General features: G+C 57.9%; 10 protein-coding genes and 8 pseudogenes. 10 read left to right on the plus strand and 8 right to left on the minus strand.

All coding sequences use genetic code 11. The features are described from left to right. Nucleotides 1-54 precede the first annotated feature (54 nt). From FHT86_RS12600 to FHT86_RS37955, 4 genes and pseudogenes are all read left to right on the plus strand, one after another. Complete coding sequence (locus FHT86_RS12600) at nucleotides 55-1875, plus strand: alpha/beta hydrolase fold domain-containing protein (protein ID WP_133707168.1); 1821 nt, start codon at nucleotides 55-57, stop codon at nucleotides 1873-1875. A gap of 33 nt (nucleotides 1876-1908) precedes the next feature. Continuing rightward, a pseudogene (locus tag FHT86_RS12605) lies at nucleotides 1909-2597 on the plus strand (IS6 family transposase); the annotation flags it as partial. A 235-nt stretch (nucleotides 2598-2832) separates the two neighbouring features. Next, complete coding sequence (locus FHT86_RS12610) at nucleotides 2833-3441, plus strand: J domain-containing protein (protein ID WP_133707169.1); 609 nt, start codon at nucleotides 2833-2835, stop codon at nucleotides 3439-3441. A 53-nt stretch (nucleotides 3442-3494) separates the two neighbouring features. Then, nucleotides 3495-3593: pseudogene (locus FHT86_RS37955) on the plus strand (DNA mismatch repair protein MutT); the annotation flags it as partial. Nucleotides 3594-3608: 15 nt separating this feature from the next. Here FHT86_RS37955 and FHT86_RS37960 read toward each other — a convergent pair. Then, nucleotides 3609-3932 (minus strand): annotated as a pseudogene (locus tag FHT86_RS37960) (transposase); the annotation flags it as partial. A 365-nt stretch (nucleotides 3933-4297) separates the two neighbouring features. On the opposite strand from FHT86_RS37960, the pseudogene FHT86_RS37965 reads away from it, so the two are divergent. Continuing rightward, a pseudogene (locus tag FHT86_RS37965) lies at nucleotides 4298-4540 on the plus strand (Mu transposase domain-containing protein); the annotation flags it as partial. After that, nucleotides 4527-4655: pseudogene (locus FHT86_RS37970) on the plus strand (IS110 family transposase); the annotation flags it as partial. The pseudogenes FHT86_RS37965 and FHT86_RS37970, both read left to right, overlap by 14 nt. Before the next feature lie 56 nt (nucleotides 4656-4711). Here the strand turns inward: FHT86_RS37970 and FHT86_RS12620 are convergent. From FHT86_RS12620 to FHT86_RS12635, 4 genes and pseudogenes are all read right to left on the minus strand, one after another. After that, complete coding sequence (locus FHT86_RS12620; protein WP_133707170.1) at nucleotides 4712-5542, minus strand: ATP-binding cassette domain-containing protein; 831 nt, start codon at nucleotides 5540-5542, stop codon at nucleotides 4712-4714. After that, nucleotides 5539-6624 carry an ABC transporter permease gene (locus FHT86_RS12625; protein WP_133707171.1) on the minus strand — a complete coding sequence of 362 codons (1086 nt, stop codon included), beginning with the start codon at nucleotides 6622-6624 and terminating at the stop codon, nucleotides 5539-5541. Before FHT86_RS12625 ends, FHT86_RS12620 begins: the two co-directional genes overlap by 4 nt. A gap of 93 nt (nucleotides 6625-6717) precedes the next feature. Next, a complete protein-coding gene (locus tag FHT86_RS12630; RefSeq protein WP_166656805.1) occupies nucleotides 6718-7815 on the minus strand; it encodes a sugar ABC transporter substrate-binding protein in 1098 nt (365 codons plus the stop codon). A 211-nt stretch (nucleotides 7816-8026) separates the two neighbouring features. Continuing rightward, a pseudogene (locus tag FHT86_RS12635) lies at nucleotides 8027-8206 on the minus strand (IS6 family transposase); the annotation flags it as partial. 290 nt (nucleotides 8207-8496) lie between these two features. On the opposite strand from FHT86_RS12635, the gene FHT86_RS12640 reads away from it, so the two are divergent. From FHT86_RS12640 to FHT86_RS37975, 3 genes and pseudogenes are all read left to right on the plus strand, one after another. Further along, complete coding sequence (locus tag FHT86_RS12640) at nucleotides 8497-9612, plus strand: helix-turn-helix domain-containing protein (RefSeq protein WP_133707173.1); 1116 nt, start codon at nucleotides 8497-8499, stop codon at nucleotides 9610-9612. A gap of 101 nt (nucleotides 9613-9713) precedes the next feature. Next, nucleotides 9714-11291, plus strand: coding sequence for a serine hydrolase (locus tag FHT86_RS12645; protein WP_133707174.1), 1578 nt, complete (start codon nucleotides 9714-9716; stop codon nucleotides 11289-11291). A 357-nt stretch (nucleotides 11292-11648) separates the two neighbouring features. Continuing rightward, nucleotides 11649-11785, plus strand: a pseudogene (locus tag FHT86_RS37975) (IS6 family transposase); the annotation flags it as partial. A 14-nt stretch (nucleotides 11786-11799) separates the two neighbouring features. On the opposite strand, the gene FHT86_RS12650 reads toward FHT86_RS37975, so the two are convergent. Then, nucleotides 11800-12021, minus strand: coding sequence for a hypothetical protein (locus FHT86_RS12650; protein ID WP_166656806.1), 222 nt, complete (start codon nucleotides 12019-12021; stop codon nucleotides 11800-11802). A 71-nt stretch (nucleotides 12022-12092) separates the two neighbouring features. Here FHT86_RS12650 and FHT86_RS12655 point away from each other — a divergent pair, with 71 nt between their 5' ends. Then, a complete protein-coding gene (locus tag FHT86_RS12655; protein WP_166656807.1) occupies nucleotides 12093-12371 on the plus strand; it encodes a TOBE domain-containing protein in 279 nt (92 codons plus the stop codon). 251 nt (nucleotides 12372-12622) lie between these two features. Here FHT86_RS12655 and FHT86_RS12660 read toward each other — a convergent pair. Together FHT86_RS12660 and FHT86_RS12665 are read right to left on the minus strand one after the other, a co-directional pair. After that, nucleotides 12623-13478 (minus strand): annotated as a pseudogene (locus FHT86_RS12660) (urea carboxylase-associated family protein). Nucleotides 13479-13598: 120 nt separating this feature from the next. Then, on the minus strand, nucleotides 13599-15173 hold the full coding sequence (locus tag FHT86_RS12665; RefSeq protein WP_246779489.1) for a diguanylate cyclase domain-containing protein: 1575 nt from the start codon (nucleotides 15171-15173) through the stop codon (nucleotides 13599-13601). Between the last annotated feature and the right edge of the window lie 113 nt (nucleotides 15174-15286).

A 15286-nucleotide genomic window follows, 5' to 3' on the forward strand; every position in this document is an offset into this window, starting at 1 on the left:
GTTGTCGGAGTTATGTAGAACACCGCACAACACGCGTTCAATTCGGAGCGATCCATGGCATTGCTGCTGGACAGAAGTACCCTAGGCCTGGCGGACAACATCATTTCGAGTGATCTGTCCCGTAGGATGACCGAAATTGACCGGGAGGTTGCTTCCCAGGAGGACGGCACATACGACTTGAGCAGTGCGCGCCGCTGGATCAACGAGTACGCCGACGCCGCCTCCAAAGGAGTGTCCCTCGATGTAAAGTCAGAAGATCGGATATTTTCTACTCCGACAAGAGACGTCAAAGTAAGGGTGTATAACCCCGAGGAAATCGGGCCGACCGTAATTTTCGCTCATGGCGGCGGCTGGGCGATTGGCGGCATCAGAAGCCATGATCATATTACGCGCTGGCTGGCTTCGGAACTTGGCGGTCGCGTCATGTCGATCGAATACAGCTTGGCGCCGGAGCATCCCTATCCAGCCGCGATCAATGAATGCCTAGCCGTGATTTCTATGGTGTTGACTGAAAGTCTTGGCTCGCCGGTCTTCATTGCGGGGGATTCGGCCGGGGCCAATATCGCGGCGATGGCAATCCTGCGGCTGCCCATTCATGAGCGGCGCAGCGTTGCCGGATTTATCTCGATTTACGGGGCCTATTCTCCCCAGATGAACCTTTCCTCCCATCGACTTTATGGAGATGGGCGGTTTGGACTGAGCGAAGCGCAGATGCGTTGGTTCTGGAACCTCTACGCTCCTCACATTCCCGTCGAGAACAGAAACGGCCTTCTCAGTCCGCTCGGAGCTGATCTATCGACGTTTCCTCCTACTTTGTGCATTGGCGCGGAATGCGATTTGCTTCTGGATGACACCCTGGCATTCTACGGAGAGTTGGCCAAGGCATGCACAGATGTGTCGCTGTCCCTTTGGTCCACGCTCCCGCACGGATGCATGCATTTTGTCGGTGCTGTCGACAGCGTGACCAATGCGGCGAGGTCGATCGTTCAGTTTATCAAGAACCGTGAGACCAGTGCGGTCGCTCGCGAGGTCGTCAGTGAAAAGCCCCGGATGCAGACACTCCTTCTCGATGAACCGCCGAAGCGGTTCGGGATTGATCGAATTAATCTTAGTGACGTTCTTGTCGACGCCGATCCCCTGTTCGCCACCAGCCGGTCCAGACTGCATGGGACGGTAACCCACAGAATTGCCGCGGATATCATAACCGGCGCGCTGCCCCCTGACTCGCTTCTGCCCAATGAGGACAACGCCAGTGCATCTTTGGGGGTCTCCCGAAGTGCCTATCGAGAGGCGATCAGGACGCTGGCGGCGAAGGGATTGGTCTATGCACTTCCCAAGGTCGGTACTCGCATTTCCCCACGATCTGAGTGGCAAATACTGGACCCGGATATCCTGGCTTGGCATTTCGAACTCGGTGCGAGTGACGAGTTTATTCATAATCTGTTCGAACTGCGGAAGATCGTTGAGCCCAGCGCGGCCGCCCTGCTTGCGAGGCGGAGAACCGACCAACAATTGTCAGAACTCGCTGACTCCCTTGCCAGAATGGCTGGTATAAATCCGCGCACAGGAGGTTGGCTCAACGCCATCATCGAGTTTCATAAAAATATTCTCCTTAACTGCGGAAACGAGGCGGTGGCATCGTTATGGCCAGCGATCCAGACGACGCTACGCTGGTCCGTGAAGCTACAGGTGATGCTTCCAACACTAACGCATGATCATGATCCTGTTGGCGACCACGCAAAAGTATTTGAAAAAATTGCGTCTCAGAATGCTGAAGGTGCCCTTGAAGAAATGGCCATGCTGGTAGACAGCTCACTCGCAGACACGATAACCAACATCCGTCGAATCAAAGCTTCGAGGGCATCGTCAACGTAACGAAACGTGGACGTCGATATGAGATGGCGGGCCATGACAGACCGTGACCCACTCTACCGCCGCCATCGCTTTCCTCCCGAGATCATCGCCCATGCTGTCCGGCTCTATTTCCGTTTTCTTCTCAGCTTGCGGATGGTCGAGGACATGCTGGCGGCACGAGGGATTATTGTCTCACACCAGACGGTCCGGCTTTGGGCAGAGAAATTCGGGCGGGCCTTTGCCAGCGAGATCCGCCGCCGCTCAGCCGGTCGGCTGGGTGACAAGTGGCACCTCCACGAGGCCGATGTTTCGATCCGCGGTAAGAAGCACTGGCTCTGGCGCGCCGTCGATCAGAACGGTTTCGTCCTGGAGGTTCTGGTGCAAAGTCGCCGCAATGCCAAGGCGGCCAAGCGTCTATGCGCAAACTGTTGAAGGGCCAAGGCCGCGCGCCGCGGGTGATGATCACCGACAAGCTTCGATCCTATGACGCTGCAAAGCGCGAGATTATGCCAAGTGTCGAACACCGTTCGCATAAAAGCTTGAATGATCGGGCGGAAAATTCCCACCAGCCAGTCCGGCGACGGGAACGGATCATGAAACGCTTCAAGTCACAGCGCCATTTGCAGCGCTTCGTCTCCATCCATGATCCGATTGCCAACCTGTTCCAAATCCCCAGACACGACATCTCCTCCAGCGATCATCGCGAACTACGTTCAGAGGCGATCAACCTGTGGGTAAAAATCATTCGGGCATCAAACGCCCTGCTGCAAGCAGGCTACGACTGCCCCACGCCCATTAAGTTTACGATGCCGCGCAAGCTGCAGGTCTTGAGCGGAATCGAACCACCAACCCGTGACAATCTCATTCGCACTGCAGGTGGTTGGTGAATTGGCTGGAATATCCGCAGATGCTTGGAACCCGCTAACAGCCAATTCGTAATTTCTTGCCGACATGACGCGCTGCCGCCATATAGGTGGCATGACGCTTGATTCGAAGATATTCGTTGGCCTTAAATCGGCTCGTAAGAGATCTGTTCCGCAGAGCGAACCCACCGGTCCTAGATGCCAATGGGACGGCTGCGAAAAGAATGGCACGCACCGCGCGCCTGTCGGGCGGGATGCTGAAGGCCTGTATCTGTTCTTCTGTATTGAGCACGTGAAGGAGTATAATAAGGGGTATAATTTCGCGACGAATCTATCTGACAAGGATATTGCCCGCTATCAGAGGGAAGCGGCCACCGGCGGCCGTCCGACCTGGGGGACCAGCGTCAATCAGGCTTCCGAAACTCCGCTCCCGTCCACTGTCCGTTCCGGTTCTGCAAAGGCGTTGAATGCCCGCAAAACCGCCGCGCAGCGCCAGGCGCAAAAGACTGATTTCCAAATACGCAAACTCAAGGTGCTGGAAACCAAGGCATTTGAGACACTCGGTCTTTCGCCGGATGCGACACCGGAGGAAATCAAAAGCCGCTATAAGGAAAGGCTCAAAATGCACCATCCGGATGCCAACCAAGGCGACCGCACTTCCGAGGGTGAGCTTCGAGCATCGATCGAAGCGCATAAGATCCTTAAGCTGAACGGATTTTGCTGAAAGTTTTCTTCCATTTGGTTATGTGCAAGCTGCTGTTCCTTGAGCGACGGGATACCGAGCTAAGATGGTTTACCGCTGCCGCGATAGGGTGCGAAGCCGAGTTGGCGCTGCCTCAGCTTGGTGAAATGCTCGGGAATCTAGCTGTGCGCTGAAGAGCGGAGTCCGCCTAGTTCCTCCACGACATGATCCACGCAAGCCCGACGACGAGCGGGGCTCAGAAGTTTCCCCTGGCGGCCTCAGCCAGGATCATCTGGTCCAGGGTGAGATCAGAGACAGCAACACGGAGCCGGGTATTCTCCGCTTCCAGTTCCTTCAGGCGCTTCACCTGATCGCCCTTCAGGCCCTGTATTGGTCCGCCAGCGATAATATGTAACTTTTGCCACGTCTATCGACCGCATCGCCTCCGCCATCGATTTTCTCTGCGCGTTCAGCACGTCAACCTGACGGAGTTTGGTGACGATCTCTTCTGCCTTGCGTCGTTTCGCTGCCATTTCAATGTCATTCTTCGGCTCATAAGCCATACTTCATGAACGATCTCATTGCAGGGGGCAGACTAGAGCTCCATTCTGTGATGTGGCGGCCGTGGTTGACGGCAAACCCGCCGACGATTGGCTTGAGCCGGTCCGCGAACAAATTGGTCAATCGAACGGCGCTGGACTCGATGAAATGGCTCCGCCCGCTCCCGTTTCCGAGGCGTTTCACGATCGGCACGGATGACGGCCGGCAAGTGCCGGTAGATTTGAATGCATCCTATAGCCAGCCGGAACGAGGTCTCACGCTCGCAAAAGCAGGTCGAAACCGTCCGGAGTCCAGACGGTTTGTCAGTGCCCGATCAATACTCCCCAATCGTGGAATCTTCCGCAATCTCGATGATCTAAACGCCCCGTTCCGACATTGGTTGGACACGGTTGCCAATCCAAAGGTTCTTGCCACGCTGACGCGTCGTCAACCAGGCCTTCGCCGAAGAGCGGCCGCATCTGGGACCGCTGCCCTGGCTCCGTTCCGCGCAGTGTTGAAGCTGGAACGTCGCATCTCGCGTGAAGGCATGGTGAGCGTGGGCGGCAACGCCTACAGCGTGGAGGACGCTTCGAACCGGCGATGGCGGGATGGCGTCGAAACATCTGAAAGCCGAGATCTGCCGAGAACTCGATCGCCTCGAATTGTTGCTCACACAGATCAAGACCGTGGAAGTAAAACGAGATGCGTTGATGTCCTACGGCCACCTCATTTTCGGACTGGAGCCAAGGATGGCATTTGGCAACCGCAATTCCTATTGAATGCCACCGACCTCAATCGACCTCTCGGCCTCGGTAATCGCACGCTTGCCAAGCCCCGATTTGACGATGCGGATCAGTTCCTCTTCGCTTGTCTCGCTGGTCGCTGCATCGAGTACGATCTCTCCCGAATGCAGGAAATTGATGCGGTCGCAGACCTCGAATATTTGATTGTAGTTATGCACGATCAGGACGACTGAAACCTCACGCTGGCGCCGGAGATTCTGGATCAGCCCAAGCACGTGAGCACTCTCGCGGACGCCGAGTGCCGCAAGCGGCTCGTCGAGGATCAGCACAGTCGGCGAGGAATAGATCGATCGTGCCACCGCGATGCACTGCCGCTGGCCGCCGGAGAGCATATCGACCGTGCTGTTGACGCTCGGTATGGAAATGCCAAGCGTGTCGAGATAGGTGCGCGACAGCTGCCGCATGCGTTGATTGTCGAGCACGTTCAACCCTAGAAACCGCCGACGCTGTTCACGGCCCAGGAACATGTTGTGATAGACGCTGAGGTCGCCGATGAGCGCAAGATCCTGATAGACGGTCTCGATGCCACGGGCGCGCGCATCACGTGGCGAATTGAACCGCACCTCCGCGCCGTCGAAGAGCATCTTGCCGCGATCCGGCGTGTGAAATCCGGACATCGTCTTGATGAGCGTCGACTTGCCGGCGCCATTGTCGCCAACGAGCGCCAGCACCTCTCCCTTTCGAAGCTTGAGGCTGACGTCGACAAGCGCCGTAACGGCTCCGAAACTCTTGCTGATGTGCTGCATCTCCAGAATGACGGAAGCATCCTGCGGCAGGTCGGGAATGGGCTCGATGGTCATTTGCGTCTCCGGGTGCGAAGCCTGTCGACCTGCACGTTCAGGATCATCGCTGCGACGATGGCAGCGCCGAGATAGATGTCGGATGTCGTCGCCTGCGCGCCGACCATCACAAGTCCGTTGTTCAGCGATGCCACGACAAAGGCGCCAATCAGCGAGCCGATCGCAGTTCCGGAGCCGCCGAGTAGCGATGTGCCGCCGATGACTGCCGCCGCGATCGCCTGCAGCGTCAAAAATGGACTGCCCGCCGTCGGGTCGGCAGATGAGAATTCCGCTGTATTGATAATGCCGGCCAAGGCGGCGATGCCGCCAGCGATCATGAAGTTATAGATCTTCATCCAGTCGGTTCTGACGCCGATCTCACGGGCACCGGTGATATTGCTGCCGGTTGCGATGGTGTGGAGGCCGAAGCGTGTCTTGGTCAATACCAGCGCGAGGGCCACGACGACCAGTAGCGCCCAAAGGAACGGCGAGAAGGCCGTCAGCCCGTGCAGGGAAAGGAGGGAATCGCTGGGAGTGTAGAGACTCTCGCCAAAAATCGAATTGAACGGCTCCTCGACGGGCGCGACGATCGGCTGGCTGTCATAGATCGAGACGGTGATCCCCTGGAGCAGGAAGAGCGTGCCGACTGTGGTAATCAGCGAAGGAACACGCAATCTGACCGTGATGAAGCCGTTGACGAACCCAACGGCGATGCCAAGCAATATTCCGATGATCGCACCGACAAAGAGCGGCACGCCCCATGTGATCGACATCAGCACCATCAAATAGGGCGCCAGGGAGAACGTGCTGCTCAGCGAAAGATCAATCTCGCCGGTGATCATCAGCATGACCTCGGCGACCGAGATCATCCCCAGGCGGCCGGTATCGCGCAAGACAACGCTCATCAACTGCGTCGTCAGAAAGCCGCCATTGCTGCCAATCTGGAAGTAGATGACAAGCAGAACCGCAACGACGGCGATACTAGCCTCCTTGTAGCGCGACAATATCGCGGCGAGTCTGCTTCCGATGGCGGCGTTCCCGACGCTTGGTGGTGAAGCATCGCTTCGCGTGGCCTTCTCCAGGCTCCCGGATTCCATATTCATGTATATTCGACCTCGCCGTTGATCGGCCGATGCTGGCCAACAGAACAGCGCACAGGCGGTACGGCCTGTGCGCTTGAATTTCGCCAATCGAGCTTATTTCGGCTCGTCGGCCGTGCGGCCTTCGAACCGGGTCTGGCCAAGGTAATTATCGACGTTGTCCTTGGTGACATAAGCCTGGCTGGTGTCGCTGTTTGCAGGACCAACGAGGCCTCCGGAGATCTTGTAGAGGAACATCTGTTGCACCGGCAGGAAGCCTTGCAGATAGGCTTGCTGGTCGGTGGTGAAGGTGACGTCACCGCTCTTGATGAAGGTCAGCGTCTGCGGGAACAGGTCAAAGCCGGCCACGACTCCGCCCTTCTTGGCAAGTCCATACTTGTTCGACACGAAACCGCAAGCATAAGTGTCGGAGCCCCCGGTACCGAAGAGACCGGCAACGTTCTGATGGCTCAGATAATAGGATTCGACACGCGAGATTTCGGTCTGTGGATCCGGGCCAGAATTGACGACGTCGTAAGTGATACCATTGCCGAAATCCTTGATCGCCTGGATATAGCCGTCGAGGCGCGGCTGCGTATTGAGCGAGCCTGGAACACCGATCGTCAGCATAACATGCGCCTTGGCCGGCAGCAGCTTCAGCCATTTCATAGCGACGTTATAGCCGGCCTGAAAGAGGGGCTGGCCGACATACGAAAGCCGCTTGTTCGGGCTCCCCGTTGGAACGTCGGCGTTGAATGCGACGACGGGAATGCCGGCAGATATCGCCATGTCGGTCGCCGCGTCGAAGGCCTTCGGATCGACCAGGCATACCGCAATACCGTCGGCCTTCTGTGCAATCGCCGTCTGCATGGCGCTGACCATCTCGGAGACAACGTTCTTCTGCGAGCCCGTCCACTGATAGGAGGCGCCGAACGCCGCGCACGCATCCTGTATGCCGTAAATGCAGGGGGTGAAAAACTGGTCGAGTGTCACATGGCAAACGAAGTGAAACTTGAATGGCTTCTTGGGCAGGCCGGCGCTCGCCGTGGCTGCCGCCTGCGCCATTGCGAAATGCGGGTTGGACGTTAGGGCTGCTGCTCCGCCGGCGAGTGCCGCAGCCCCGAGACCTGCCTTCGCGGCGAAGCCGAAGGCTTGCCTGCGGCTCAGCATTCGCTGGGCAAGGAGTTCGTCATTTCTATCGTGATCGTCATTCAAAACTGCATCCTCCATTTGAGGACAGGAGCCACACCTCCCGTGCGCTTGCTGTCGTACGGTTACATTGTTGTACGACAACTTTCATGTCAATATGAATCCCTGCCTGCGGCACCTCTTGCTCACCCCTTTACGGCATATCCGGGCCGCTCAATGCAGCCCTTCGACAGGCCGCCGCAAAGTTGCACGCGATGGCGGCACGGCCGGAATAGTGCGGGCCGAACTTCTTCACCCAAGACCGAACCGTCTCATACGAAACGGCGATGCCGCGTTCCAACAACATCTCTTCCACCAGACGCAGGCTCAGCGGAAATCGAACGTACAGCCAGACCGCATGAGAAATCACAGCGGGCAGAAATCGATGATGTTTGTGACTGACAGCGGCTTGGATCATAACCGCCGACTATCAGTCGAGGCTTCAGCTATCGTCAATCTGATATCACCGACCAGCCCGCTCTTGCACAAGATCATCTCCGGGTGAATCGTGACAGGTGCACGATGCCCTGTCGCAGCCTGGTTTTTGAATCCGCGCTTTCATCCAGACGAAAGCGCTTGTAACGCCCCCGAAAATCCGAGCTAAGTTCGCTTCCGCCGGCAACCCGCGCATAGTATATCTTCCCAGGCGAGGAGCGGCGCCGATGATTGATCGCTATTGACCCGCGTGGCGGAGGAGGCTTCCCAAGAGTGAGTAACGCGGGCCTCATCGCTCTCGATAACGGCTGCCGCGGCGCGGCTGCGGGATTGCTGCTGATGGCCGCCGTCGTTTTTCTGCGCCATCGTCCTGTTGAGCTCATTCGCGCTGCCCTCGCAGGCGCCGGCGCGGCCTCTGCGATCATCGAAGCGCCGGGCTTCCCATCGCAATGGCATTGGGCAAGCTTGCCGCTCATTGCACTATCGTCGAGCGGGCCGGTCGCCTTCTGGCTCTGGGCCAGGGTGGCTTTCGACGACGACTTTGTCTTCCGGCCTTGGCACGGCGGCGTCTGGACGGCTGCGGTCGGTCTAGGGCTGCTAACTTCCTATGGCGCCGAAACAGGATCTGCTGCTTCAGCGATCAACGGGGCCTTGACGCTCGCCAATCTAGGCTTCGGCGTGCTCGCCGTGATGCAGACGATTGCCGGGTGGCGAATAGATTTGGTCCTCGGGCGGCGACGGCTGCGTGTCGCCGTGCTGATGGGAACGCTAGCCTATATCGCGATCAACGCGGCCGCGAATCTCTCCTCCGTCGCGATACTGACATGGTTCTCTCCCGCCCGAAACCTTGCCAATGCGCTCAGTCTTTGCTTGTTGGCAGTCCTCGCCGGCTGGTACCTTTTCCGCACAGCCTCGCTCTATCCCGCGCTCACGCTGGAACCGGTCGTTGCGTCCGCCGACCGAGTTTCTTCCGCTCCGATCAGAAGCGGCGACCGTCCAGGGATCGAACCGGCGCTGCTCAATCGCCTGGAGCGTCTGATGACGACCGAGCGCGCATATCGTCGCGAGGGGTTGACCATCGGCTCTCTCGCAGCGCTCATGAGCCTGCCGGAATATCGGCTGCGCCAAATCATCAACGAGGGCCTTGGCCACCGCAATTTCAACGCCTTTCTCAATCGATACCGGATCGAGGAGGCCAAGGCGGCTCTCGCCGATTCCAACCAAAAGGACGTGCCGATCCTGACGATCGCCATGGATGCCGGCTTCCAGTCACTCGGCCCGTTCAACCGGGCCTTCAAGGCAGACACGGGCCTGACACCGACCGAGTTTCGTCGTCTGGCTCTCCGCCAGGTACCTGCCAGGCCGCAGAGCGAGGCAAGAAATTTCTAGTATCGGCGAGCCGTATCGAGAAATCGGCTAGCCGTTTTCCAATTTCCGGCGAGAAGACGCCGCCTCCCTTCGCCATAGTCTCCACGAGATAGGAGACAATCATGGACAAGCGCGTCAAAGAACGTTTCGTTCTAAGTGTGGCGTTGAGCATATGCGCTCTGCTGACTTCCGTTTACCTCGGGTCGGCATACGCACAGGACCTGGATAATTCGGTGTGGCCAACCAACCAATGGCTGACGTCCACGCCGGAAGAGCAGGGCATGGATTCGTCCGCGCTCGCCAGGCTTGTCGCTTTTGGGGAAAGCCACAGTTTCGACAGCCTTCTCGTTGTGCGTCATGGGCGAATTGTCACCGAGGCCCATTACGCCCCCTACAACGGGGATGTGCCGCACGAGATATTTTCGTCAACAAAGGCGATTACCGGCACGCTTCTCGGTATGGTCTACAAGGACGGCCTGCTCGACAGTCTCGATCATCCCATACTTGATTTCTTCGCGGATCGCCGCATCGCGAATGTCGATGACCGAAAGAAAGCCATCACAATCCAAAACCTCTTGGACATGACCTCCGGGCTCGATTGGGATCAGGGATTTGAAGGCGGCAAGCAGCAGACAATGCAGGACATGTATCGAGCCTCCAATCTGGTCCAATTCATTCTCGATCGTCCCATGGCACATTCACCGGGAGAGGTTTTCAATTATAGCAATGGTAACCCGGATCTCATTTCCGCAGTCATCACCAGGCTGACGGGCAAGCCTCTCGAGGATTACGCGCGGGAAAAGCTTTTTGCTCCGTTAGGCATCGCTGATTGGCACTGGGACCGCGATCCCCAAGATCTGACAATCGGAGACGGGATGCTGTTCCTGCTGCCGCGCGACATGGCGAAGATTGGCTATTTGTATTTGCACCACGGCGAATGGGCGGGAAGGCAACTTCTTCCACCCGGCTGGGCGGATGTTTTAAGCCACACGATCGTGAATACGCATGCGTCATACGATCCCAGCCTGAGCTACTCGAACTTTTTCTGGATATTGCCCGAACGGCACGTTTACATGGCAAATGGCAAGGATGGCCAGAATATAGCGGTGTTTCCTGATCTGGATGTTGTGGTGGTGACCACCGCCAGAAAATATGTACCGCTCCGCGGTCTGGCCGACAGTGTGTCCTCGGCGATCAAGTCCGAGTCGGCGCTTCCTCCAAATCCGAACGCGGCCGAACAGCTTGCCAATGCGATCAAAGATGCCGCAGTCGAGAAACCGACGGCCGTTGGCTCAACGCCGGAGCTGGCGTCCGCTATTTCTGGCAAGACCTACAAATTTCCTGACAACGGCCTCGAGTTAAGGTCGCTTACCCTATTTCTGACCGACCCTCGTCCGCATGTCGAATACGAAGAATATTTGCGTTATCCGGTCGGCTCTTCAGTCAGGCAAGACGTACCGATCGGACTTGACGGGTTCTATCGTAAAGGCCCGCCCGCGCTCTCTGGTTTCTATCCAGGACACATCCCGGCCGCCAAGGGAAAGTGGCTGGATGGGCAGACATTCGTGATCGACATGCAAGATATAGGATACGGGACACAGATCAAATATGTCCTGTCGTTCAACGGCGAGAAGCTCACTATTCGCCGTATCGACGAGGAGGGTTGGGAAATATCGGCTACTGGCGAACAGGATGACTGACGCGGCGGTTAGCCCGGTTCCCGATCGCTGGCCAAATTGGTCCATAGCGTCATGTCAACCTCCCATGCAACGCCGTTCTCTGCGCGATGAAGGTGACCATTCTTTATCTCCGTTAGGTGCCGTCGCAAATCCGGACCTGCACGACCTCCTGCCATGGGTATCTGCAAGAACTCGCCTTCTCACATCAAATCCACTGAAGCCTCGCCCAACGAGGATGAATCGCCGATTAGGAATCGGCCTATGGTGGTGTCGCCTTAATGGTTCGTGCTGATCGGAATGGTAATGCGTGCAGATGACACTGAACCTTCGACCAAACCCACAGTGCAACGCCACTAGCGCCACCGCTTCCCGCCCGAGATCATCGCTTACGCGGTCTGGCTGCACTTTCCGGTTTCAACTGAGCTTGCGTTACGTCGAGGACCTGCTGGCTGAGCTGGGGCATCGAGGTCTCGTTTCAGTCTGTCTCGGAGTGGGCTTTGAAATATGGTCGCCCTCGCGCCAACAGCGGTCATACCGTGAGCCGATAGCCCGCGCTTTGCAGGATCCAGATCACGACCAAACACACGCCGATCTCTACCGCCATCGCGATCATCAAGGCTATTCGATAGGCCAACTGCCGCCCTATGCTGTCAGAGGCGGACGTTGGGTAAAATCTCTGGGCTATAAATGTTGCTCCGCTCTTCAGAGCGAGAAATACAAAAATCCCGTAAAAGAAATAGACCTTCTTCATGGCCTTCCTCGCAATGCTCGAATGAACGCGTTTTCCAAAGTCAGTTAAGTCGTCGAAGTTGGACAGCCAGATTGCCCGAGCCGGAAAACCGCCACGAGCTCGTCGGGAAGTCGGTCGTCTATGGGTTGCGGCCGGAAGATGTTTCGATCGGCGCCGGACCTGTTCTCGCCACGGTAAGGATAGTGGAACCGACGGGGCCGGAAACGCTGCTGATCACCAAGGTCGGTTCGCTGGATGTCGTGATGCTGTCGCGAGACCGTATTCGGGTGCAGCCTGGGGACCAGCTACGGATCACCCCTGCTTTCGACAGGATTCATCTCTTTGACAAGTCCTCCGGCACGCGTCTGTGAGCAGACAGCAACGGCCACCAAATCGGCACCGGCGCCTAACCACTCAAAGTGGTGGCAGAATTGGCCCCATATCGACAAGACTTGGAGCGCTGACTGCCAACCGATCAAGGGGTAAAGACCAAGAGCTACCAAGTAGCGGTCTCGAGAGGAGTGGAACTCCGGACTGCCATCTGTTCAGTCTCAGCACAGGCTTCACCGATACGAAGGCCCTGAAATCAGGCTCACGTGCTCGCGAAGACGGCCCTTTGAGCCTACGCCCCATGCGTACGGGGGTAGGCGTCGCTCTGGCGACATCCAGTTTGCAAGTGTCGCCGGATCCGTCTGCCACACCTCGACCTTCAACGGATAACATTCGGCCGTGTCGCTGGAGTGGGTCATGCCACAATCTCCTCCGGGGCATGCCGAAAGCGCCCAAAAGATCGATCTCGGCGAAGAATTCAATGAAATCCCCTGGCCGCACGGGGCTGGCCTTCATGAAATACTGACGTGTGTCCTTGGTGAAGCCGGTGCACATGAAGACGTTCAGCACGTCATGCACATGCATCTCGGCATCCTGGAGTGGAATGTTCCTCTCGGCAGCCAGGGCCCGCGTCAGGTTCGAATGGCAGCAGTGATGATAGTTGCCGCCCTTCAGCAGACGGTTGGTATAGGGATCGCAGCGCGTCCGATGACATCATGGACGGCGGCACCGTCCTCGTCCCAACCGTACCAGCCGAGCGTGTCGTGCGTAATCGTCGCCAGGGGCCTCAGATGCGGCAAGGTGCTCCACAGCCGGTCGCCGATCCCGACATGGGTGGCGTGAAGCGCGCGCGTCTTGCCGCTGAAGAAACGCTCGGAAAGATCGCCGGCATTCCACAACTTGAGGTCGCCGACCTGTGGGCCGTCCACACTGACGATGCGGAAGAAATGTCCCTGAGGAACGTGGAAGGCGCGCGCCTCGCGAGGCGGCACGATCGTCTCGCTGACCTTCGTCAGCGTTTTTCTAGCCGCTTCCAGGAGGCCCAGATCCGGAGGCGGAAGCGTTTCCGATGGGTAGACCACCACCGGCGGTTTGGCTCGTCGTTCAGCGGCATCGGAGGGAGCTGGCATTGTAGATGATTTCGGCATTCGGGTCTTTCTGCTCTGCTGGCGATACCCTGATGGCTTGACGGCCCCGGGGCATAATAAATCAAATCTGCCGGCACTTTTAGCGAGACGCCGCTATCGGGCAACTGTTTTATCGCGCGTTCAGACGCTGGCCCGCCCTGGGGCCGGCCGGTCGTCGGAGGCCGTCCGCCAGGTATTGCGGCCCTCGGCCTTGGCCCGGTAGAGCGCTCGATCGGCCTCCTGAACGAGCGCTTCGCCGGTCAACCCTTGGGTCGACGCGGTCGCGATGCCGATACTGACCCCAATGCAGATCGCCAGCCCTTTGATCAGGAAGGCCGCCCCGAAGGCGCCGATGGAACGCTCCGCGAGATCAACTGCGTCGCTCTCACTCCCGACCATCAGAATCGCAAATTCGTCGCCACCCAGACGGGCAACCATGTGGCCCTGCGCTTCGGTCTGCAGGCGCTGGGCAACGATTTTGAGCACGTCATCGCCGGCGGCATGCCCGAAGGTGTCGTTGACCGGCTTGAAACCATCGAGATCCAGACAACAGACCGTGATGTCGCCCCCGCCGGGCGATGACAGAGCCTGGTCCAGCGTTTTGTAGAACTGCATGCGGTTGGGCAATCCGGTCAGGACGTCGTGGTGAGCCAGACGGCTGGCCTCCGCCTCTGCGAGAATCCGCTCGCTGACGTCGGCAATGGTCAGCAGAAGCCGGCGATCGGATCCGTCATGAAGCAGACGGACATAGATCATCACATGCCGCTCCCTGCCGGCCGCAGTATGCTGCAACCAGACCGTTTTCGCCTCGCAATCGCAATCAAGGTTGAGAAGAGCCTTTGCAAATCGGTCTGCTCCGCCATCGACATGCATGTCGCAGGCGCGCTTGGACAGGAGGACTGCTTCGGGGAAACCGTAAAATTCGACGGCCGCCTTGTTCGCCTCCAGAATTTGCAAGCTGTTACCCTCACAGAGAAGCATTGGCATCGGATTGGCGTCGAACAACTGATGGAGCCATTCCTCGCGCTGCTTCAGTTGGGTGATATCGATACGCATGCCGATTGCACCGCCGTCGGGAGTGCGCCGATCATCGTGGCGAAGCCACCGCCCGTCGCGCAATTGCTGCAATTCCTGGGAAACGGGTTGGCGAAATTTCTTCATGCGTTCGCGCAGCCACTCATCCTTGTCGGCAACGACCTCTCTCATGTCGTCGCCCGCAAGACTCCTCTTTAAGATGTCCTCGAAGTGGATGCCCGGCGTCAGATATTCGGCGATGTCGGCATAAAGCTCGGCATACTTCTCATTCCACAGGACGTAGCGATCCTTCGCATCGAAGACACACACCGCTTCGGGCAGCATCTCAATCACATATCGAAGGCGGAGGGTCGCCTCACGTGCTGCGAGGCCCGCGGGGCGGTCCTCGTCAGCCGGTTCGATCAGGACGGCAGTGCTTTCTCCCACCGATAGCGGCCAGGTCATCACCTTTGCGTGATATGAGCTCGTATTGCCGCCGGTATCCCTGATCTCGCAGTAGGATTTCGGTGCCAGCGGCCATGCCGGCAATAGGTCGCTTATGGCGGTTCCCAGCAATTCACCGCCGCGGCCAAGCGAGTTGCGGGCTTCGACATTCGCGAATGTGATCACGCCGACCGCGTCAACGAGAAGCGCCCGCATCGGAGATGCCTTCAGAAAGGCCGTAATTTCCTCGCCAAGCATCGGTAACCTTGCCGCTCAGTCGTTTCGGAACGTATCGCAGCGACACTTTACGGATCGATAGTAAAGGAATGGAATAAGCCTCCGCAAAAACAGTTCTTGAGCGGTTTAGAGTG

Source organism: Rhizobium sp. BK313 (assembly GCF_014193655.1).
Lineage (GTDB): Bacteria > Pseudomonadota > Alphaproteobacteria > Rhizobiales > Rhizobiaceae > Rhizobium.

Coding starts and splice junctions, on each gene's coding strand:
- FHT86_RS12600 (WP_133707168.1), top strand. CDS start 55: ATGGCATTGCTGCTGGACAGAAGTACCCTAGGCCTGGCGGACAACATC.
- FHT86_RS12610 (WP_133707169.1), top strand. CDS start 2,833: ATGACGCTTGATTCGAAGATATTCGTTGGCCTTAAATCGGCTCGTAAG.
- FHT86_RS12620 (WP_133707170.1), bottom strand. CDS start 5,542: ATGACCATCGAGCCCATTCCCGACCTGCCGCAGGATGCTTCCGTCATT.
- FHT86_RS12650 (WP_166656806.1), bottom strand. CDS start 12,021: ATGAAGAAGGTCTATTTCTTTTACGGGATTTTTGTATTTCTCGCTCTG.
- FHT86_RS12625 (WP_133707171.1), bottom strand. CDS start 6,624: ATGAATATGGAATCCGGGAGCCTGGAGAAGGCCACGCGAAGCGATGCT.
- FHT86_RS12665 (WP_246779489.1), bottom strand. CDS start 15,173: ATGCTTGGCGAGGAAATTACGGCCTTTCTGAAGGCATCTCCGATGCGG.
- FHT86_RS12645 (WP_133707174.1), top strand. CDS start 9,714: ATGGACAAGCGCGTCAAAGAACGTTTCGTTCTAAGTGTGGCGTTGAGC.